This window comes from Kribbella sp. NPDC026596, from assembly GCF_040638415.1.
Taxonomy (GTDB): Bacteria; Actinomycetota; Actinomycetes; order Propionibacteriales; family Kribbellaceae; genus Kribbella.
Map to the genome: position 1 here is coordinate 44,826 of NZ_JBEZYF010000008.1, position 19,472 is coordinate 64,297.

Genomic DNA, 19,472 nt, shown 5'->3' on the forward strand with positions numbered 1-19,472 from the left:
CGGCGGGTGGCCGGACGGAAAGCTCGGGTGGCGGATGTGCACGAGATCGCCCAAGGGATGCCGCACGTCACGGTCTGGAAGCGGGACGACGGCACCGATCGCCCGGTCTACCAGGTGGGAGGGAAGTCGTTCGTGTTCTTCCGGACCGCGCGGCCAGACGCCTTCGACCCCGAGACCGGTGAGCGGTACGACGACGTGATCGTGATCTGGGTCGAGTCCCAGGACGAGAAGCTGGCCCTGGTGTCGGACGAGTCCACCCCGTTCTTCAGCACCCCGCACTTCGACGGCCATCCCTCGGTCCTGGTCCGCGGCAGCCGCCTCGGCGAACTGACCAAGCAGGAGCTCACCGAGGTGATCCAGGACGCGTGGTTGTCCCGGGCATCCAACCGCCGCGCCAAGACCTGGCTCGAGGAACACCGGCTGAGCTGAATCAGGCGACGGGTTGCACCTCGCTGCCACACTGAACATCGTGAGCTACCCACCGCCCGTCTCCGCGGCGCCCAACTACGATCGGCCGCCCCGGAAGAACCGGGCCGGGCTGATCATCGTGCTGCTGGTCGTGCTCCTGATCGGCGTACTGGGCGTCGGCGGCGTCCTCACCTACCGCCTGATCTCCGACAAGCTGCACAATTCCGCGGCACCGAGCCCGGGCACCTCAGCCGCGCCACCCGTGAGCTCGCCGACCCCGAAGCCCTCAGTGCCGGCACCACGTCCCACCAAGACAGTCCAGCCGCGTCCCGCCAAGACGACCGTGCCGCCGACTACCAAGCCGCCCGCGCCCACACGGCCGGGCAGTGCTGCCGAGCTGGCCCGCCGCTTCGTTGCCCAACTCAACGCGAACAACCCGACCGCCGCGGCCGCCTACGCCTGCCAGGACTCGAAACAGCTGATCCCCACCCTCATGGGCCAGTACCTCCAGCCCCCGACCAAACTCACCCCCGGCACCTCGATCGGCGGTCAGCCCACCTACGCCGTCCGCCTCACCGGCACCACCAAGGGCTCACCAGTCACCGGCGTCATCATCATCCAGCAACTCACCCCAGAACCCCTCTGCGTCCGCATCTTCTCCATCACCGGCACCAGCTAGCCGGACTCGCGCGTCCTGATCGCAACATCAATCTCCTCGAACACCCAGTCCCACCGGAATCCGTCGACCACCCGCGAACCGGTCCCGGGCATCATCGGCTCCAGCGATGTAGGCGAGCCGTCGTGTGGATCAAGGATTCGGACACCCGCCTGACGAAGTATCGCGAGTGAGGCCGGCCAGGCAGGATGCCCGGTCAGCTCTTGACTGGCGTACGGCACGGCGACAGTAGGCGTTCGGGAGCCAAGGGCCGCGCACAGCGTGGTCAGCGGATACGAGTATGCGTTTCCAGTCGCCCAAGCATTCAGGGTGTGGAACGTCGTCGGCACCACGGCTATGGCATCGGCGGCCGGAGTTCGTCTGGGCTCGGTCGGTTTGCGGTTGCCGACGATCACCGGAGCGTTGGCCAAGTCCTGCTCCGCCAACCAAGGAAGCGCAGCATCGGTTGGAACGACGTAGGGGTCCCATCCCTGGTCGTACGCAGCCCGTACGCCGTCTCCCAAACGGGAAGCCAGTGGCGCGCCGCAGGCGACAAGTAGAAGGATGGGGTTGCTCATGCAAGATCACCTGCCAGCGTTAGCGATGGCACGGGCACCAATGAGCTCACAGTTGTACGCCGACCCAGTTGGCATAGCCAATGAGATTGTCCGGTGTGTGACGGCTGGCGTGGACAAGGCTGGCGATGGTTTCTCGAACGCTAGGGTGATATCTGGTCTTCTGAGGTGCGACCTGGCGCGCGACCAACAGCGAGTTCATCGCACCCTCGTTGTCACCGATCAGCAACTGCGCGCGGGCTGTGTCGATGTGATGGTGACCAATCCGGTCCGGCGGATAGCCTCCGGGTGTGTGGACCTGGTCGGCGAGTGCGACTGCGATGCCGTGGTTGCCAAGCTCCATCTCGATCGCGGCGGCATGGATTGCGACATTCGTGGCACCGAAAGACATCGCGCCCGCGTAGCCAGTTGCCAGATCGGTGCCGGTCACTTCACGGCCAAGCACGTCCGCGAGATGCCGAGCCTCGTCGAGTTCACCGCGGGCGGTGTCCTCATCGCTTTGGCGCGTAGCGAGAATCGCGGCGCGCAACCGCAGGTTGCCGGCCGCACAGATCGCTATCGGATCGACCGCCCGGACCGCGGCATCGATGTCGGCGAGCGCCGTCTCGATGATTCTCCGACCGAGCTCATGGCGGCCCGTGGTGAACGTGGAGTAGGCACGCATGTAGCGATAGGTCGCGACCTGGTAGGGATCACCGCAGCGGGAGGCAGAGAAGTCCATGCGGGCAAGCAGTAGCGAAACGAGATCGACCAAGCCAAGGGCGTATGCCACGTCCGCAGCCGAGCGGTAGAGCTGAACGAGGAGATGGTGGGCCTGCTCGACATCGCGACCGGTCAGTGTCTGCGACAGCTGGACCAGTTCATCGATCAGGGCAGGAGCTCGGCCGAGAATACGGGCGTACTGCGCATCGCGCCGGGCGAGCACCATGCCACGTACGCCAGGCCGGATCTCTGCGAGCGGTCGCACAGGTAGGTCGTCGAGAGTGAGATCGAAGTTCTCCAGCGACGCCCGCAGATCGTTGATCGGGCCAGAGAGCCGGTCCTCACTCTGCTCCTCGATGAACGGCTGACCGGTCAGCTGGGTGACCGGGATCGACATCGCCCTGGCACACGCGGCCAAGAGCGACTGGGAGGCCGGCCTGGAGCCGGTCTCGACTTTGGTCAGAAGGCTGTGGGACACGTTTGCCCGGGCGGCGAGCCCTCGCTGGGTCAAGCGGTTCAAACGACGGTACGCCGCGATTCGGGCACCGGTGCTCAGCATGCGATCTGACATTGCGTGCCTCCGGTTCCGGCAGCTGCGGATCTCCGCGGAACGATACCCGAGCCCTCGCGTCGCTACTTGCTGAGTGTGCTGACTGTTGCACCAAGTGTGCAACTCGACGGCTCGCGCACTGGCAACAATTGACTACACAGCGCGACGGACACGTAGAGGTGGAGGGCACGAACGTGGCATCGATGAGCCGGCGGGTGTACGGCGCGCCGCTGAACGAGGAACAGATCGGCGAGTACGTCAGGCGCTGCCCTGCCGAGAACCGCTGGGCCTTCGAAGGCTGGCTTCGCGGAGAACGGCAGCTTGATGGCGATCGGATCGAGTCGGAGCCCACCAAGTGCAAGCCACTGCGTACTGACTGAATCAACCCTGTGGAAGGAAGATTGCCATGAATACCACCTCTCAGCGCCCGTGGGGCGTGCGCCGTGCCACCGAATGCAGTCCGCTGCCCGACAGCGACGCGATGGTTCTGACCGCCATGACCATTGATCCGGAAACCCAACTCGGAATCTATCGCGACCCGACCGGCAAGGTCGTGCAGGCCGGGCCTCCGAAGCACGGCACGCAGCGAGCACAGTTCAAGAGCCTCCCGACCGGTGGCGGCGACGGTTCGAAGCCCGGCAGTGGAGACGACACCAAGGTCGTCGAGTACGTTCCCGACTGATGGGTATCGACGGACCTGTCCTGGTCCTGACATGCGCGGACGATCCGACGTCGGATGTCGTCGTGAGTGAATTGAACAATCGCGGCGTACCTGTGTTCCGGTGTGATCCGGCAGATGTGCTCACAGGCCGGCTCGAGATATCGACACACGCAGGCGCCGACGGCCTGCGCGGCCGTCTGTACACAGAGGCGACGTCCATGGACCTCGCCTCTGTCCGATCGGTGTACTACCGGCGCCCGTCGTCGTACCTGGCCCCAACGACGATGACCGAACAAGACGGACGGTTCGCGAAAGAGCAGGCGAAGCACGGTATGGCGGGCATCATGGCCGGTGTGCGGGGCCGGTGGGTCAATCACATCTGGCGGACGATGGAAGCCGAGTTCAAGCCAGCTCAGCTGATCGCGGCACGCGAGGCAGGCTTCGTGGTATCGCCCACAATCATCACCAACAGAGTCGACGACGCGCGCGCATTCGCCAAGGAGCACGGGTCGATCGTGTACAAACCACTCCAGAACACAGATCTTGCGGGACCTGGCGGTAGGGCGGCTGCGATCTGGGTGAACGAGGTCGACCCTGCCGATCTGGACGACAGTCTGAGCTTGACTCTGCACCTGTTCCAGCGCCGCGTGGATAAGGTTGCTGATGTACGGGTGACTGTCATTGGCGACGAACCCTTCAGTGTCCGGATCGATTCACCGCACCTCGACTGGCGTCGTGACTACGGTCAGGTCGGCTACACCGTGGTCGACACACCCGAGTACATCGCTCGGCGATGCCGCCGCTACCTCGACAGGTTCGGGCTCCTGTTCGGCGCCTTCGACTTCGGGCTCACGCACGACGGCTCGTGGATCTGGTACGAGTGCAATACCGGGGGCCAGTGGCATTGGCTCGAACTCGAGACAGGGCTACCGATGACGGCGGCCCTCGTGGACCTTCTGGAGATCACACGATGACCGACTCGATCGACCGACTGACCTGGCGGAGCCTGGCCGGCGAACTGGTTGCCTCGATCCGACAGAAGGGGCACCTGAGCGACCCACGTTTAGGGGCGGCGTTCGCAGAGGTTCCACGACACCACTTCGTGCGCGAGTACCTGCGCCTGGACGTGAATCCCGCGGGTGCAGCTCGCGTGGACGGAGTCGTCGACAGCTCGAGCCCGGAGTACATGGACACCATCTACTCCGACCAGGCATTGATGACGCAGACCAAGCCTGTCCAAGGACAGCCGGACAGCTTCGTGTGGAGCTCCTCGACATCCATGCCGTCAGTGATGGCGGACATGATCGAAGAACTGGACATCCAGCCAGGCATGACCGTGCTGGAGAGTGGGACCGGCACCGGCTACAACGCGGCGATCCTGTGCCTCCTGCTCGGCGACACGTCAGTCACCACGGTCGAGATCGACCCCGATCTCCTGCGCGCCGCACTCGAACGCCTGGCCGATCTCGGGTATCAACCCTCCACCACTCCACGGCCTCGCAGCTATGACCGAATCCTCTCAACCCACGCGGTCGACAACATTCCGATCGAGTGGGTCGAGCTGGGCAAGCCGGGGGCCGTCATCCTGACCGACCTCCGGCCACCTTCGAACACCCAGATCGGCGCCTGGGCGAAACTCACCATCGACGGAGGCGGCCGCGGCGCGACAGGCCGCCTGATGCCTCCGCGCGGCTACTTCATGAGCGCCCGCAAGGTGCCCGAGTTCGCCGACGACGGCCAGAACCTGCCCGAGTTGACCCTCGAAGAGCACCAACGCAGAGCCCAACTGATGGTCACCCGGACAACCGACCTCGCCCCCGAGGTCTTCGACGACCCAGCGTTCAGTCTGTACTTCTGGCGCCGTCGCCCGGAGGTCTGGTCGTGGTCCCACGACGGCGAGATCAGCCTGAGCGCCGCCGATGGCACCTGGGCCCAGGTGCGCGAAACTACGGTCAGCCTCATCGGCGACCGTGACCTCTGGGCCGAGGTAGAGGACGTTCACCGAGACTGGCTGGCGTCAGGCCAGCCGCCGATGACGGAATGGACCCTTCGGGTCACCCCTGAAGGATCCACCGAGATCGAGCTGCCTGACTGATCGCATGTCATGGCTGGTGCGGGATCACAGCTCAATCCGCACAGACCACGATCTCCGCCAGCGCACTCCGCGCGCCGCCGGAGGCGGCCGAGAGTCAGCCGCCGCGGAGCGGTGTCCTTTGAGCGCGGCGCGAAGGTGTCTTTCAGCTGGGGGCGAGGGCGCGGGCGGTTTCCAGGAGGTCGGTGCCGGTGGGGAGGGTGGCGATGATCGGGGTGTCGAGGCCGTTGTCGACATAGCGATTGATGTGGTCGCGGCACTGCTCGGCGGTTCCGTGGACGATCAGGTCGTCGAGGACCTCGAGAGGTACCGCGGCCATCGCGGCGTTGCGGTCGCCGGCGGCCCACGCCTCGCGCATCTGCTTCATCGCAGCGCCACGGCCGAGCCAGTCGTGGAAGCCGGCGTACCCGGGAACGGTCAGGTAGGTCGCGATCAGGAAGCGGCCGATGTTGCGGGCCATCTCCGCGTCCTCGGTGACACAGACGAAGATGCGCGCGGCAAGCTCCTTGTCCGGGCCCAGTTCGTCACGGACCTGGCGTACGTCGTCCGCCGACAGCCAGTTCGTGATCGCGCCATCCGCCTCGCGCGCCGCCAGCTTCAGCATCTGCGGCCGCAGCGCGGCGAGCATGATCGACGGCGGTACGTCGGGCGCCTTCTCCAGCCGGAACCGCTGGATGGTGAAGCTGTCGAACTTCCCGTCCACCTTCTCCCCCGCGAACGCCTGCCGCAGGAACCGCAGTACGTCGCGGGTCCGGGCCAGCGGCGGGTCGTACGCGATCCCGTTCCACCCGGTCACGATCGTCTCCGACGACGCCCCGATCCCGAGCACGAACCGCCCGGGCGCGAGGTCCGCGAGCGCCGCCGCACTCATCGCGAGCGCCGCCGGTCCGCGCGTGTGCACGGGAACGACGGCCGTCCCCAACCGCAACCGGTCGTCCCACTCGGACGCGAGTACGAGCGGAGTGAACGCATCGGCACCGGCGACCTCAGCGGACCACAGGTCGGTGTAACCCAGCAAGGCCAGATCTTTGATCAGCTCACGGTGGTCCCGCAGCGGCACCCCGGTCAGCGGAACGGTGAGACCCCAGCGCATCAGATCATCCTCTTCAGCAGCGGCAGTGGTGCGAACCGCATCACCCGGGCGAGCGGGATCCACGGCCACGGCGGTACGTACGCCTTCGCCTTCTCGGCCTCGATCGCGGCGACGATCGCACGGACGCCGGGAACAGTGTCGACGATCAGCGGGGTGTTCGCGACGTGCTCGTTCATCTCGGACCGGATGTAGCCGGGGAAGATCGTGCTGACCTTGATCGGCTTGCCGAGCAGCTCCAGCTGCAGCCCCTCCGCCAGCGACGCGAGCGCGGCCTTGGTCGCGGCGTACGTCGTGACCGTCTTCGGCAACCCGCGCAGCGCGGAGATCGACGAGATGAAGACGAGATGCCCGGCGTTGCGCGCCCGGAACAACTCCATCGCCGCCTCGGCCTGGGCGAGCGCGCCGACGAAGTTCGTCAGCGCGGTCTCCCGGTTGGCGTCGAACCGGCCGGTGCCCAGCGGAGCGCCCTTGCCGAGGCCGGCGTTCACGATCACCCGGTCCAGCTGACCCAGCTCCGCGTCGGCCTTGCGGAACACCTCGAACACCTGGTCGTGATCGGTCACATCCAGCCTGTGGATGACGACCTGAACCTGTGGATGACGCTCGGTCAGCTCGGCCCGCAATGCCTCCAGTCGCTCCTCCCGGCGCGCGGTCAGCGCCAGGTTATGGCCCTTGGCAGCGAACTGCCGGGCCATCTCCGCGCCGAGACCGGCGCTGGCACCAGTGATCAAGATGTTCCGTCGCATCGGAGGCCTTATCTATAGGAGAGCAGGTCGCTGCCGTCGAGGTGTCCGTGCTCGTTGTAGCTGACCATGGTCAGCCCACTCCGGCCGGACACGACCTTGGTGATCGCTGTGTTGATCGTGACCGGGTTCAGCTTCGCCCACAGCCCGTCGCCGCCGGACAGCAGCCGGCTCACCACGACGGAGATCGGGCCGCCGGAGGTGTAGACGAGCGCGGTCTCACCTTTCCCCAGTCGTTCGGCAGTACGGCGTACTGCCGCGTCGGACCGTTCGCAGAAGGTGTGGAAGGACTCGGTGTAGCCGTCACCGCCATCGATCCACCGCTGCGTGGCGGCGGTGAACATCTCCTGGAACGCGTGCCGCGGGTTCCCTTTGCGGGCCATGTCCGCGAGCAGCACCGCGCGGACCCGGTACGCCGGTTTGTGGGTCACGATGAGCTCGTCGTGGTCGAACTCGTCGAAACCCTTGTCGACTTCGGCAGTGAACCCAGCCAGCGATGCGGTCTGGGCATGTCTGCGCATCGAGCCGGAGACGACGAGATCCGGCCGCACTCCCCGCGCCGCCAATGCCTCGCCCAGGCGCGCCGCCTGCTGCTCACCCTGCGGCGAAAGCTTGTCGTAGTCACTCGCGCCGAACGACGCCTGCGCGTGCCGGATCAGGTAGACGACGGCCATGCTGTTCTCCTTCCCCGCCCCGCCGCCCCGGTCAGGTCACGCCTGCCGGATGATCCGGCGGCAGCGCCGCTCGAGCAGGTTGACCGGGAGCCAGAAGTTCTTGAACCGCGGGTTCCGCGTCTGCTTGTGGTGGTAGCGGTAGTAGATCTGCTGCGCGATCACCGCCAGCCGGAACAGCCCGAACACCTCGTAGAACGCCCAGTTCTCCGGCTTCAGCCCGGACCGCTCGGTGTAGTAGGCAACGATCTCGTCCCGCGTGATCATGCCGGGCACGTCCGAGGGCTGCAGCCGAAAGCGGCGGAACGCCCAGTCGTCGTCGGCCTGCACCCAATACGCGAGCGCACTGCCCAGATCCATCAGCGGATCACCCAGCGTGGCAAGCTCCCAGTCGAGTACGCCGACCACGCGCAGCGGATCGTCCGGCGCGAGTACGACGTTGTCGAGCCGGAAGTCGTTGTGGATAACGCAGGTCCGGACGTCGGCCGGCTGGTTCTCCGCGAGCCACGCCATCACGCGCTCGTAGCTCGGCACGTTCCACGTCTTCGCCTTGCGATAGCGCACCGACCAGCCGGTGACCTGGCGTCCGACGTACCCCTCACCGCGACCGAGATCAGTCAGGCCGGCCCGCTCGGGGTCAACTTGGTGCAGGTCGACAAGTGTGTCGACCAGGGTGAAGCCGAGCTGCCGGGTCTGCTCGGGCGTCAGGTCGACACCCAGCTGGTGATGGCCCGGGATCGTCCCCACGACGCGCTCCATCACGTAGAACTCGGAGCCGATCACCGCGTCATCGCTGCAGTGGGCAAGCATCGCGGGGACGTAGGGGAAGACGGGCTTGAGGCCCGCCTGGATCCGGTACTCGCGGCCCATGTCGTGCGCGCCCTTGGCCTTCGTCCCGGCCGGCGGGCGACGCAGGATCAGGTCGTGATCGCCGTACCGCAACAGATAGGTCAGGTTCGACGCGCCGCCGGAGAACTGCTTGACCTCGGGCAGACCGGCCGGCAGGTCCGTCTGTTGCCGCAGCCAACCGTCGACCGCGGGCACGTCGAAGGCATCCTCGTCCCGGACCGGGCGGGCACCGTCCGTCGCACTCGTCACGACTCGCCCGGTGTCCGGCTGTCCACCCCTCCGCCGGCCGGCTCGCCCGACTCCGCACGCTGGCGAGCTCGAGCCGCGATCTTGCGCATCTGGCGGTTGTACAGCGGACGGGCGAATTGCTTGGTCCGCCAGGCCATCAGCGCCGGCCGATCGGGGATGATCAGGAACTGCTGTTTCTTGATCCCCGCGATCACCGCGGTCGCGATGTCGTCGGCCGACCGCGGCGACTTCTCGATCAGCTGCCGCGCGGTCGCGCCCATCGCGGTGTCCTGGCCGCGGATCGAGTCGGCCAGGTTGGTCCGGAAGAACGACGGGCAGACCACCGACACGGTCACGCCGTACGGATGCAACTCATGTGACAGCGTCTCCGAGAGCGCGACGACTCCGGCCTTGACCGTGTTGTACGAGCTCATCATCGGCGGGTGCACGAGCCCGGCCGCGGACGCCGTGTTGACGATGTGACCGGAGCGCTGCCGTTTGAAGAGCGGTGTGAACGCACGGCAGCCACGGACGACACCCATCAGGTTGATGTCGACGACCCGATCCCACTCGTCGAGCGACTCGACGTCGATCCGGCCGCCGGTCGCGATGCCGGCGTTGTTCACCAGGATGTCCAGGCCACCCCAGTTCTGCTCGACCCACTCGGCCGCCGCGGCCCAGTCCTCCGGGCTGCGAACATCGAGCTGCCGGTACGACGCTCCGTCGTCCGGACCGTCCGCCGCGACATCGGTGCTGAGCACTTGGTGGCCTTCAGCAATGAATTTGGCGACCAGCGCGGCCCCGAGACCGCTGGCGCCGCCGGTGACGAGGATGCGGCTCACTTCGCCTCCTGAGCAGTAGCCAGGTACGACGCCAGTTCGATCCGGGCGATCACGCCGCGATGCACCTCATCCGGCCCATCCGCGAGCCGGAGTGCCCGAGCACTCGTCCACGCAGCCGCGAGCGGGAAGTCGTCGGACAGCCCACCACCGCCGTGCAACTGCATCGCCATGTCGATGACGTCCTGCGCCATCCGCGGCACGGCAACCTTGATCTGGCTCACCTCGCTCAACGCACCCGCCAACCCCTTGGTGTCCAGCAGGTACGCCGTCTGCAGCACGAGCAACCGCGCTTGGTTGATCGCGATCCGGGCGTCGGCGATCCGCTCCCGGTTGCCGCCGAGGTTGACCAGCGGCTTGCCGAACGCGGTCCGGCTGGTGCCGCGCTCGATCGCGAGCTCGAGGGCCTTCTCGGCCAGGCCGACCAGTCGCATGCAGTGGTGCACGCGTCCGGGTCCGAGGCGGCCCTGGGCAATCTCGAACGCCTTGCCCGGTCCGACCAGGATGTTCGACGCGGGCACGCGGACCTCGGTGAACGACACCTCGCCATGTCCGTGCGGCTCGTCGTACCGGTGCATCGCCGGGAGGAGGCGCTCGACCTTCACGCCTGGGGTGTCGCGGGGGACGAGCACCATCGTGTGCCGCGCGTACCGATGGGCGTCCGGATCGGTGAGGCCCATGAAGATGAGCAGCTCGCAGTCCGGGTGACCGACGCCGGTGCTCCACCACTTGCGGCCGTTGATGACGACCTCGTCACCGTCGACGATCGCGGTCGCGGCCATGTTGGTGGCGTCGGACGACGCGACGTCGGGCTCGGTCATGCAGAACGCGGACCGGATCGTGCCGTCGAGCAACGGCTCCAGCCACTGCTTCTTCTGCTCCGGGCTGCCGTAGCGCAGCAGGACTTCCATGTTGCCGGTGTCCGGTGCGTTGCAGTTGAAGATGTACGGCGCGATGAACGAGCGACCGGTGAGCTCGGCGATCGGGGCGTAGTCGAGGTTCGGCAAGCCCTCGCCGTACTGCTCGTTGCCCGGCTCGGACACCGGGAGGAAGAGGTTCCACAGACCGCGGTCCCGCGCCTTCGCCTGCAGCTCCTTCATCACGGGCTGCGGCTGCCAGGGGTCACCGGCCGCCTTGATCGCGGCGTGCAACTCGGCCTCGACGGGCTCGATCTCGGTGCGGAGGAACTCCTCCACAGCTACGATCAGCCCCTGTGCGTGGGCCGAAGGTTCGAACCCCATCAAGACTCCCTCCGGTTTTCTTGACCGTAGCGCAGCGTCTAAGCAATGCTCAATAGCGTGAGTGAGCGATGGACGTCCGACGACCGGCGCAAGCAGCTGATCAGGATCGGGCTGATGATGCTGAGGACCCAACCGATCCATGAGCTGTCGATCGACGCCGTTGCAGGCCAGGCCGGGATCTCCCGTGGCCTGCTTTTTCATTACTTCCCGAGCAAGCGGGACTACTACGTCGCCGTGATCTCCGCCGCCGGTCGCCGGCTGTTGCGGGTCACCAAGCCGGATGAGTCACTCCCACCGGATCAGCAGCTGCGGGAGATGCTGACCCAGTTCGTGGCGTTCATCACCCGGCGGCGCACGGCGTACATCTCGTTCGTCCGGGGTGCGGCCGGCGGCGACGACTTCGCGGTCGAGGTGTACGACGAGACTCGGGCCGGCCTCACCAAGCGCATCCTCACGTACCTCGGTACGCCGGAAGTCGCCGACGAGCCCGCGTCCCGTGAGTACATGCGGGTGCATGCCTGGCTCGCCTACACCGAGGACCTGGCCATCGAGTGGTCCGGCCTCCCCGAGGAAGACCGCCCGTACTCCGACAAGTTCCTGGTCGACCACGCGATCGACGCGCTCCAGACCTTGCGCAAGCTCTAGCTCCGGGTGGTTCGGTAGCGGCCCGGGGTGGTGCCGATGAGGGCGGTGAAGGCGGCGATGAAGCCGCTGGGGTTCGCCCAGCCGCAGGCGGTGGCGACGTGGGTTGTGTCGTGGCCGTCGGCGAGCAGGACGAGTGCGTGATAGATGCGGACTTGGGTGCGCCACTGATAGAAGGTCATGCCGAGTTCGTCGTGGAAGAGCCGACTGAGTGTGCGGGCGCTGGCTCCGATCGTCTGCCCGAGCTCGGCCAGTGGGGTGTTGTCGGCGGGCTTCTCGTACAGGATCCGGGCGATGGCTTGGAGCCGATCGTCCTGCGGTTCCGGCAACTGCAGTGGCTGCTCTTGTGCTTCCTGGAGTTCGTCGACGAGGACTCTCCTGAGGCGAGCGCTCACGGCGCGATCGTGGGTGGTCGCCGCGCGCTCGTAGTTGCGTGGACCCGTGAGCGTCAGCAGGAGCTCGCGGGCGAGGTCGGAGGCGAGGAAGACGGCCGGATGGCCCGCGATGAGCCGAGCTAGGGATGGCGGCAGGAAGACGATCCGCATGTCGGTGTGGCCGTGCGCCCGGTGGTAGTGCGTGAACCCGGCGGGAGTCCAGGCGACCCGGTTGGCCGGAACGATCGACGTACCGCGCTCGGTGTGCACTGACAGGACGCCACGGGCCGCATACACCAGATGTCCCCGTGGATGGGTCTGCACTTCGCTCGTTCCCCCGGGCTGCCAGAGGTGAACCCCGCCGGACGGCCAGAGCTGTGATTGCGGGATCTGGCGGCTAACGGGCATAAGTTGGCATTCTATCGGTGGTCCGCCGCAGCGTGTGCCGGCGACGATGAACGCATGAGTACGACGATGCGAGCGGCGGTCTGTGTCAGGTGAAGACGTTGACCGCGCGGGCTACCACGAGGCCTACGACGGCCAGGGAGATCAGGGACTGGAGGCCCATGGACATCTTGGCCCAGAGGGCGAGGGGCATCACGTCGGTCGGGCTGAAGGCCGTCGAGGTGGTCATCGCCAGGTACAAGTAGTCGCCGAACCCGGGTCGCCAGTCCGGTCGCGCGATCTCGGGGCTGAGCTGCTGCGTAAAGGCGAGGTCGAGGTACTGCGGCATCCGGTGAGCCCGGTTCGCGGCGCCGCCGGCGTCCAGTTCCCAGTACAGCAAGGCGAACCCGATCAGGTTCGACAACCACACGATGCCGCCGGCCACGAGCAGCGCCTCGGGTGAGTTCGTCATGGATCCGCCGCGGATCAGAGCCGTGATGAGCCGCACCGTCGCCACCATCGCGTCCAGTACCAGCAACGCCACGACCGCGATCGATACGCCGCGCAGAAACGACGACCGCTTGTCGATCCGTCCCGGATCCCGCACGATCAGCACCGCCAGCAACACGGCCTCGACCGCCGGCAGCACGTACGCCGGCGCCACCCGCATGTCCTTCGGTCGCGCGAGCGTCAGCACCATGGCCACCAGCACGGCCGCCACACTCGGCCACCGAGCCTCTCCCCGAACCGGCCGCCCTAGTTCCCCGTCGCCACCAGCACCCATGGCACCCCCGCCTGCCAGCGTACGTCGGCCGGAGCCCGTGGTCGGTCCCAGGTCAGATCGACAGGACGTACACGCCCACTACCCGGCGACGCACGCCTGCGCGGGCGAAGACGCCAGCTCGATCACCGGATACGCCCTGTCGAACTGCCCGCCTACTCGGACGGCAGGAGGAGTTCTGGGGTGAGGTTGGGGTCGGCCATGGTGGGGTCGAAGGGGAAGAGCGGGCGGAGCACGCCGTGGTGGCCTAGGCGGAGGAGGTCTTGGTCTACGCCGCCGGGGGTCAGCGCCAGGAGCCAGTCCTTGGCGAGGTTGTAGAGCTCCGGCTCGAGGTAGCCGATCTTGACGATGACCAGGTCGGTGGCGCTCGGGTCGAGGCCGAGGAGGGTGAAGTCGGCGATGTGGTGGTACGGCTTGCGGCGTGAGGTGAGGATCGAGTGCAGACCGCCGGCCTTGATCACCGCGACCGTCCCGCCGACCGGGTCCTCCGACAGGGAGAACACGGTGCCCTCGAGGTCGACCGGACCGGACGGACCGGGGTCGACCTTGCCGCCCGCGGACACCCGGACCGGGTTGCCGACACCGGCCGCGACACAGGCGTCCACCGCGTCGGGGTCGGTGATGCTCGCGTGGATCGCGGTCGCGTTGCCCTTGGTCAGTTCGTCGACCGTGAGCAGTTGCGCGAGCGTCCACGAGACATCCCCGGCTCCACCGGCGGTCGGGTTGTCACCGGAATCGCTGATCAGGAACGGCCGCGCCGTACTCGCGAGACCGGCGCTCACGCACTCCTGCAGCGTCCCCGTCGGAGCGACGAACGCGAAGTCGTCCCGCGCACCCCAATAGGCCTGAGCCAACTCGGTCGCACGGGCGGTGATCAACTCCTGGTCGTCGCCCGTGACGACCACGGCCGCGCGACACCGCGGCTCGTCGGCCCACGCGTAGCCGACCCAGACGGCAGCATCAAGTACTCCGGGCTCGTCGGCGATCTCCGCGACCCGGTGGTAGATCGACGCGGCCGGCTCGATCCGCGTCGACGTCTTCTCGCCGGGCAGCAGCACCGGCACCTGGATCCATGCCTTCCCCGGCTTGCCCAACCCGGACTGGATCCGCTCAACCAGATTGCGGGCCGCCCGTTCGCGGCTCTCCATCGCGTCCTCGTGCGGCGCCATCCGGTAGCAGGTGATCAGGTCGACGGCAGTACCCAGCTCGCGGGACACGTTCCCGTGCAGGTCCATCGAGGTCGACACCAGGACGTCGGGCCCGAGTGCGGCCCGAACCCGGGTGGCCAGGTCTGCCTCGGCGTCCTGCCGGCCGACCACGCTCATCGCCCCGTGGATGTCGAAGAAGAACCCGTCCAGCTCACCGGCCGTCCCGATCAGTTCGATGATCTCGGCGGACAGATCGTCGTACACCTCCGGCAGCACGGCGCCGCCCGGCAGGGAGCGCGCATGCAGCAGCGGCACCCACTCGATGCCATGCGCCCACTCCTTGTCGAGGAAGTCGTACCGCCGCAGCAGGTCCTCACCACGGCGTACGTCGAAGTCCGCCAGGCCGGCCCGGTGCGGCGAGAACGTGCTGGACTCGATAGCGATCCCGGCAATGCCGATCCGAAGGTTCATGACTAGAACTTGCCACAACCGAACCGTTTCGCGCACTGCCTAGCTCCGGATTGTGGACACCCTCGGCCCGGTGGTCCCGCGGACGATCAGCTCGGTCGCGAGCTCGACGTGCAGCGCCTCGAGCTCGTGGCGGTCGAGCAGACGGATCAACAGACTGACGGCCATCCGGCCCATCTCCTGCAAGGGCTGGCGGACGGTCGTGAGCTGTGGAGTGGTCGCGCGGCTCAGATCGATGTCGTCGAATCCCGCTATCGACAAATCTCCAGGGACGGAGAGTCCGCGCTCGGTGGCGGCCTGCAGCGCACCGATCGCGGCTTTGTCGTTGAAGGCGACCAGCGCGGTCGGCCGGGGATCGAGGTCGAGGAGCTCGGTGGCGGCCCGGTGCCCCTGGGCGACGGTCGGCTCGACGTGCCGGGTGAGCGACGGATCGCGAAGGATGCCGGCCTCGGCGAGCGCGGCCGCATGACCGCTCAGCCGGGCATCCGCGGCGAGCCACTCGTTCGGACCCGCGATGACGCCGATTCGGGTGTGGCCAAGCGAGGTCAGATGAGCTGTCACCTGCCGGACGCCGGAGTGGTGGGCGGCGGAGACCGACGGGATGTCTCGCGGCAGGGTCGTCCGTGGATCGACCACGACGAACGGGAACCGACGGGCGCGGAGCTGAACCAGCTCCTGGCTCGGCTCCGGCGGCAGGATCAGGATCGCGCCGCCGACGTCGCGCTGGGCCGGCAACCGGGACAGCACCTGCTCGTGCTGCGCCGCCTCACCCGCGTTGAGGACCAGCTGCCGTCCGTGCCGGTCGAGCGTCTCCGCGATCGACGACACGATCAGCCCGAAGTAGTCCGTGAGTACATAAGGACAGCGCACGTACACGGCTCCGGCGACGGGCTTCGCCGTACCGCCGCGAGGGCTCGGAGCGCGCAGGCCGAGCTCCTCGACAGCGCGCTCCACCAGCCGGCGGGTCTCCGGGGCCACGCTGCCCTGCTGGTTGAGAACCCGGGACACGGTCGCGATCGAGACGCCGGTCGCCGCCGCGACCTCGCGAACGGTCGCCCGATCCCTAGGCATTTGTTACATCGCCTTGTTTCACGCTCAGCACTCTATGGCACCGCTCCCAGACCTTGACAGGGGTGGAGGGCGAGCGTTTCCTGTGGCCGTTTGTTTCATTCGAGGAGCTGCGATGAAAGCACAGGCATTCGGCGTCGCCCTGGCACTGGCCACCGCCTCGCTCACCGTTCCCGCCGCCCAAGCCCATCCCCCGTCGTCGGCTCGGGTCCGCGTGTGGGTCACTACCCCCGACCGGGCCGAGCTGTTGCACGAACGGACGCCGGTCACGTTCCAGAGCGGAGCGAGCGACCGTACGACGATCACGGTCGACCCGAAGACGTCGTACCAGACGATGGACGGCTTCGGAGCCTCGCTCACCGACTCGTCGGCAAGCGTCCTCTACCGACTCAGCCCGGCCGACCGCGAGCAGACGCTGCGCAAGCTCTTCGACCCGAAGCAGGGCATCGGGGTGAGCTTCCTGCGGCAGCCGGTCGGTTCGTCCGACTTCACCGCCGAGGCCGAGCACTACACGTACGACGACGTACCGGCCGGGCAGACCGACTTCGGCCTGAAGCAGTTCAGCATCTCGCACGACCAGCAGCAGGTCCTGCCACTGCTGCGCCGAGCCAAGCAGCTCAACCCGGCGCTCAAGGTGATGGCGACGCCGTGGAGTCCGCCGGCCTGGATGAAGACCGGCGACTCGCTGGTCGGCGGCCGGCTCAAGGACGACCCGAAGGTGTACGACGCCTACGCGCGCTATCTGGTGAAGTTCGTGCAGGCCTACGCGAAGGCCGGCGTACCCATTGACTTCCTCTCGGTCCAGAACGAGCCGCAGAACCGCAAGCCGAACGCGTACCCAGGGACCGACGTACCGGTGCGCCAGGAGGCCGCGGTGATCTCGGCGCTCGGCCCGCTGCTGCACAAGGCGAGCCCGCGGACGAAGATCCTCGGCTACGACCACAACTGGACCACGCACCCCGGCGACATCGCCTCCACGCCGCCCGGCGAGGACCCGGAGACCGATTACCCGTATAAGTTGCTCCAGACGTCAGCGGCCAAATGGATCGCGGGTACGGCGTACCACTGCTACTCCGGTGATCCGTCGAAGCAGACCGACCTGCACAACGCCTTCCCGACGAAGGGAATCTGGTTCACCGAGTGCTCGGGGTCTCACGGGCCGACCGACACTCCGCCGCAGATCTTCCGCGGCACGCTCACCTGGCACGCCCGGACCCTGATGCTCGGCACCACGCGGAACTGGGCGAAGTCGGTGGTCAACTGGAACATCGCGCTCGACTCCACCGGCGGCCCGCACCTCGGCGGCTGCGACACCTGCACCGGCCTGGTCACGCTGCAGCCGGACGGGACGGTCAGCACGGATGCCGAGTACTACACGATCGGGCACCTGTCGAAGTTCGTGAAACCGGGTACGGTCCGGATCGGGAGTACGTCGTACGGGACGACCGGGTGGAACGGGCAACTGATGTCCGCGGCCTTCCGCAACCCCGACGGTTCGACGGCGCTCCTCGTGCACAACGAGAACGACGACCCGCGGAGCTTCGCGGTGGCGGTCGGCGACAAGTCCTTCGAGTACGAGCTTCCGGGCGGCTCGATCGCGACCTTCACCTGGGACCGGGTGACCGCGGACGTGCCACAGCCGGTCTCGCTGGACGGCGCAACGGCGACCGCGTCGGCGAACGGTGCCGAGGCGGGCATGGCGATCGATGCCGACGGGTCCACCGTGTGGACGAGCAAGGAAGCACAGGCTCCCGGTCAGTGGTTGCAGGTGGATCTCGGTCGCGAGCGGACGTTCCGGCAGATCGCACTGGACAGCGGCGGGAACATCGGCGACTACGCTCGCGGCAGGGAAGTTGCTGTCAGCAATGACGGCGTTCACTGGCGGACCGTGGCGAGCGGTACGTCGACCAGCCAGCTGACGACGATCGACGTACGGCCCGTGTCCGCGCGGTACCTGCGGATCACCTCGACCGGCAGTGCCGGCAACTGGTGGAGCCTGGCCGACCTCCGGCTCTACCGCTGACCCTCGATCCACCCCGCGACCGCCGCGGCCTTGTCGTTGCTAGCAGCAATGACCTGCAGCCCGACGGGAAGGCCGTCAGCCGGAATCGGCAGGCTGACGGCCGGGTGTCTGGTGAGGTTGGCCAGGCGGGTGTTGCGGAGCAGTTGGGCTCGTACGGCGAGCGCGGAGTCCTCGGTGTCCGCCGCAGTTATGAGAGGTGCTGTGGTGAGAACAGTCGGCATGAGGACGGCGTCGACGCTCGCGAACAGCTCGTTCAGCTCGGCCGTGATCGCGGTAGCTCTGGCCCGGGCCGCGTCGTACTCCTCGGGTGAGACCTGCGCCGCCTCGCGGAGGCGTTGCCGCACATCAGGCTGGTAGTGCTCGGTGGATCGCCCGGCGTGGTTGGCCACCGCCTCAGGTCCTTGGATGTCCGCGGCGGTGCGGAAGCTGTCGGCCCAGTCCGGAAGCTGGACGTCGACGAGGACGGCACCGGCCGCGGCGAGACCGTCCAGTGCGGCCGACCACGCAGCGCTGACTTCCGGAGTCGCCTCGAGGTACTCGCGATTGGTGACCACCCCGAGTCGTGGGGCCGTGGCCCGGGCGTCCAGACGAAGGCCGGCGAGGGCAGCTAGTGCGTAGGCAGCGTCCGCGACGGTCGGCGTCAGTACGCCGACGTGGTCGAGGCTCTGCGACAGCGGAAAGACTCCATCGGCAGACAGCGTGCCGTACGACGGCTTGAAGCCGACCACACCACACAGCGCGGCCGGGATCCGCACCGACCCGGCCGTATCCGTCCCGATCGCCAACGGCACCACACCGGCCGCCACCGCGACCGCGGCGCCGGAACTGGAGCCGCCCGTCATCCGCGCCGGGTCATGCGGATTGCGGCACGGCCCGACGCGGTTCGACGTACCCGTGCATCCGTAGGCGAACTCATGGCTGAAGCTGAGCCCGATGATGATCGCACCGGCCGCGCGGAGCCGTCGTACGACGTCTGCGTCACGGCGGGCGACATCGTCCATGGCAGCGGATCCACAGCGGTACGGCAGACCCTCAACCTCGACGATCTCCTTGACCAGCACCGGCACACCCGCGAGCGGTCCGCTCCGGTCGTGGCCGGCCGCGGCCTTCCGGGCACCCTCGGCGTCCAGGTGCACGACGGCGTTCAACGCAGCGGTCTCGTCCGCCCGCGCCAGCGCCTGCTCAACCAACTCAGCGGGATCAAGACTGCCCGCACGAACTCCCGCGGCGATTTCCTCCAGCGACGTCACTCGCACATCAGACCACGTCGACCTCAC

At 67.4% G+C, this 19,472-nt stretch carries 21 protein-coding genes; 8 read left to right on the forward strand and 13 right to left on the reverse strand.

Annotated elements, in window-relative coordinates:
- Nucleotides 1-6: 6 nt before the first annotated feature.
- Nucleotides 7-429, forward strand: a complete 423-nt coding sequence (locus AB0E63_RS08830) for an MmcQ/YjbR family DNA-binding protein (RefSeq protein WP_360363351.1) — start codon at nucleotides 7-9, stop codon at nucleotides 427-429.
- 40 nt (nucleotides 430-469) lie between these two features.
- Nucleotides 470-1,087 carry a hypothetical protein gene (locus AB0E63_RS08835; protein ID WP_360363353.1) on the forward strand — a complete coding sequence of 206 codons (618 nt, stop codon included), beginning with the start codon at nucleotides 470-472 and terminating at the stop codon, nucleotides 1,085-1,087.
- On the opposite strand, the gene AB0E63_RS08840 is transcribed toward AB0E63_RS08835, so the two are convergent.
- Both AB0E63_RS08840 and AB0E63_RS08845 read right to left on the reverse strand, forming a co-directional pair.
- Nucleotides 1,084-1,641, reverse strand: coding sequence for a hypothetical protein (locus AB0E63_RS08840; RefSeq protein WP_360363355.1), 558 nt, complete (start codon nucleotides 1,639-1,641; stop codon nucleotides 1,084-1,086). The two genes, AB0E63_RS08835 and AB0E63_RS08840, sit on opposite strands and share 4 nt — an antisense overlap.
- 46 nt (nucleotides 1,642-1,687) lie before the next feature.
- Nucleotides 1,688-2,899, reverse strand: a complete 1,212-nt coding sequence (locus AB0E63_RS08845) for a helix-turn-helix transcriptional regulator (protein ID WP_360363356.1) — start codon at nucleotides 2,897-2,899, stop codon at nucleotides 1,688-1,690.
- Nucleotides 2,900-3,093: 194 nt separating this feature from the next.
- On the opposite strand from AB0E63_RS08845, the gene AB0E63_RS08850 reads away from it, so the two are divergent.
- The 4 genes from AB0E63_RS08850 to AB0E63_RS08865 are packed head-to-tail and all read left to right on the forward strand — an operon-like array spanning nucleotide 3,094 to nucleotide 5,646.
- Nucleotides 3,094-3,270, forward strand: a complete 177-nt coding sequence (locus AB0E63_RS08850; protein ID WP_360363358.1) for a hypothetical protein — start codon at nucleotides 3,094-3,096, stop codon at nucleotides 3,268-3,270.
- Between the two features lie 26 nt (nucleotides 3,271-3,296).
- A complete protein-coding gene (gene tgmA / locus AB0E63_RS08855) occupies nucleotides 3,297-3,572 on the forward strand; it encodes a putative ATP-grasp-modified RiPP (RefSeq protein WP_360363360.1) in 276 nt (91 codons plus the stop codon).
- Nucleotides 3,572-4,525: an ATP-grasp ribosomal peptide maturase gene (gene tgmB / locus AB0E63_RS08860; RefSeq protein WP_360363362.1), complete on the forward strand. Its 954-nt coding sequence runs from the start codon at nucleotides 3,572-3,574 to the stop codon at nucleotides 4,523-4,525. Before tgmA ends, tgmB begins: the two co-directional genes overlap by 1 nt.
- A complete protein-coding gene (locus tag AB0E63_RS08865) occupies nucleotides 4,522-5,646 on the forward strand; it encodes an rRNA adenine N-6-methyltransferase family protein (RefSeq protein ID WP_360363364.1) in 1,125 nt (374 codons plus the stop codon). The genes tgmB and AB0E63_RS08865 overlap by 4 nt, the downstream gene beginning before the upstream one ends.
- Before the next feature lie 142 nt (nucleotides 5,647-5,788).
- On the opposite strand, the gene AB0E63_RS08870 is transcribed toward AB0E63_RS08865, so the two are convergent.
- From AB0E63_RS08870 to AB0E63_RS08895, 6 genes are read right to left on the reverse strand one after another with little or no spacing between them, the layout of a single operon-like run.
- Complete coding sequence (locus tag AB0E63_RS08870; protein WP_360363366.1) at nucleotides 5,789-6,736, reverse strand: LLM class F420-dependent oxidoreductase; 948 nt, start codon at nucleotides 6,734-6,736, stop codon at nucleotides 5,789-5,791.
- Entirely contained in the window at nucleotides 6,736-7,482 is a 747-nt protein-coding gene (locus AB0E63_RS08875; RefSeq protein ID WP_360363368.1) for an SDR family oxidoreductase, read from the reverse strand. Before AB0E63_RS08875 ends, AB0E63_RS08870 begins: the two co-directional genes overlap by 1 nt.
- An 8-nt stretch (nucleotides 7,483-7,490) precedes the next feature.
- Complete coding sequence (locus AB0E63_RS08880; RefSeq protein ID WP_360363370.1) at nucleotides 7,491-8,153, reverse strand: histidine phosphatase family protein; 663 nt, start codon at nucleotides 8,151-8,153, stop codon at nucleotides 7,491-7,493.
- A gap of 36 nt (nucleotides 8,154-8,189) precedes the next feature.
- Entirely contained in the window at nucleotides 8,190-9,248 is a 1,059-nt protein-coding gene (locus AB0E63_RS08885) for a phosphotransferase family protein (RefSeq protein WP_360363371.1), read from the reverse strand.
- Nucleotides 9,245-10,069 carry an SDR family oxidoreductase gene (locus AB0E63_RS08890; protein ID WP_360363373.1) on the reverse strand — a complete coding sequence of 275 codons (825 nt, stop codon included), beginning with the start codon at nucleotides 10,067-10,069 and terminating at the stop codon, nucleotides 9,245-9,247. The genes AB0E63_RS08885 and AB0E63_RS08890 overlap by 4 nt, the downstream gene beginning before the upstream one ends.
- Nucleotides 10,066-11,307 carry an acyl-CoA dehydrogenase family protein gene (locus AB0E63_RS08895; RefSeq protein ID WP_360363375.1) on the reverse strand — a complete coding sequence of 414 codons (1,242 nt, stop codon included), beginning with the start codon at nucleotides 11,305-11,307 and terminating at the stop codon, nucleotides 10,066-10,068. The genes AB0E63_RS08890 and AB0E63_RS08895 overlap by 4 nt, the downstream gene beginning before the upstream one ends.
- A gap of 57 nt (nucleotides 11,308-11,364) precedes the next feature.
- Here AB0E63_RS08895 and AB0E63_RS08900 point away from each other — a divergent pair, with 57 nt between their 5' ends.
- Entirely contained in the window at nucleotides 11,365-11,952 is a 588-nt protein-coding gene (locus AB0E63_RS08900; RefSeq protein WP_360363376.1) for a TetR/AcrR family transcriptional regulator, read from the forward strand.
- Here the strand turns inward: AB0E63_RS08900 and AB0E63_RS08905 are convergent.
- The 4 genes from AB0E63_RS08905 to AB0E63_RS08920 form a co-directional block, all read right to left on the reverse strand.
- Nucleotides 11,949-12,731, reverse strand: coding sequence for a helix-turn-helix transcriptional regulator (locus AB0E63_RS08905; protein WP_360363378.1), 783 nt, complete (start codon nucleotides 12,729-12,731; stop codon nucleotides 11,949-11,951). The genes AB0E63_RS08900 and AB0E63_RS08905 overlap by 4 nt on opposite strands.
- Nucleotides 12,732-12,816: 85 nt before the next feature.
- Nucleotides 12,817-13,428 (reverse strand): hypothetical protein, encoded by a 612-nt coding sequence (locus AB0E63_RS08910; RefSeq protein WP_360363380.1) that lies wholly within the window; start codon nucleotides 13,426-13,428, stop codon nucleotides 12,817-12,819.
- A 215-nt stretch (nucleotides 13,429-13,643) separates the two neighbouring features.
- Nucleotides 13,644-15,107, reverse strand: coding sequence for a M81 family metallopeptidase (locus AB0E63_RS08915; RefSeq protein ID WP_360363382.1), 1,464 nt, complete (start codon nucleotides 15,105-15,107; stop codon nucleotides 13,644-13,646).
- Between the two features lie 39 nt (nucleotides 15,108-15,146).
- The gene (locus AB0E63_RS08920; protein WP_360363384.1) at nucleotides 15,147-16,175 is read right to left on the reverse strand and encodes a LacI family DNA-binding transcriptional regulator; all 1,029 of its coding nucleotides are present in this window, start codon (nucleotides 16,173-16,175) and stop codon (nucleotides 15,147-15,149) included.
- Between the two features lie 112 nt (nucleotides 16,176-16,287).
- Here AB0E63_RS08920 and AB0E63_RS08925 point away from each other — a divergent pair, with 112 nt between their 5' ends.
- On the forward strand, nucleotides 16,288-18,195 hold the full coding sequence (locus AB0E63_RS08925; RefSeq protein WP_360363386.1) for a discoidin domain-containing protein: 1,908 nt from the start codon (nucleotides 16,288-16,290) through the stop codon (nucleotides 18,193-18,195).
- Here the strand turns inward: AB0E63_RS08925 and AB0E63_RS08930 are convergent.
- Nucleotides 18,186-19,445: an amidase gene (locus AB0E63_RS08930; protein ID WP_360363388.1), complete on the reverse strand. Its 1,260-nt coding sequence runs from the start codon at nucleotides 19,443-19,445 to the stop codon at nucleotides 18,186-18,188. The two genes, AB0E63_RS08925 and AB0E63_RS08930, sit on opposite strands and share 10 nt — an antisense overlap.
- Nucleotides 19,446-19,472 lie beyond the last annotated feature (27 nt).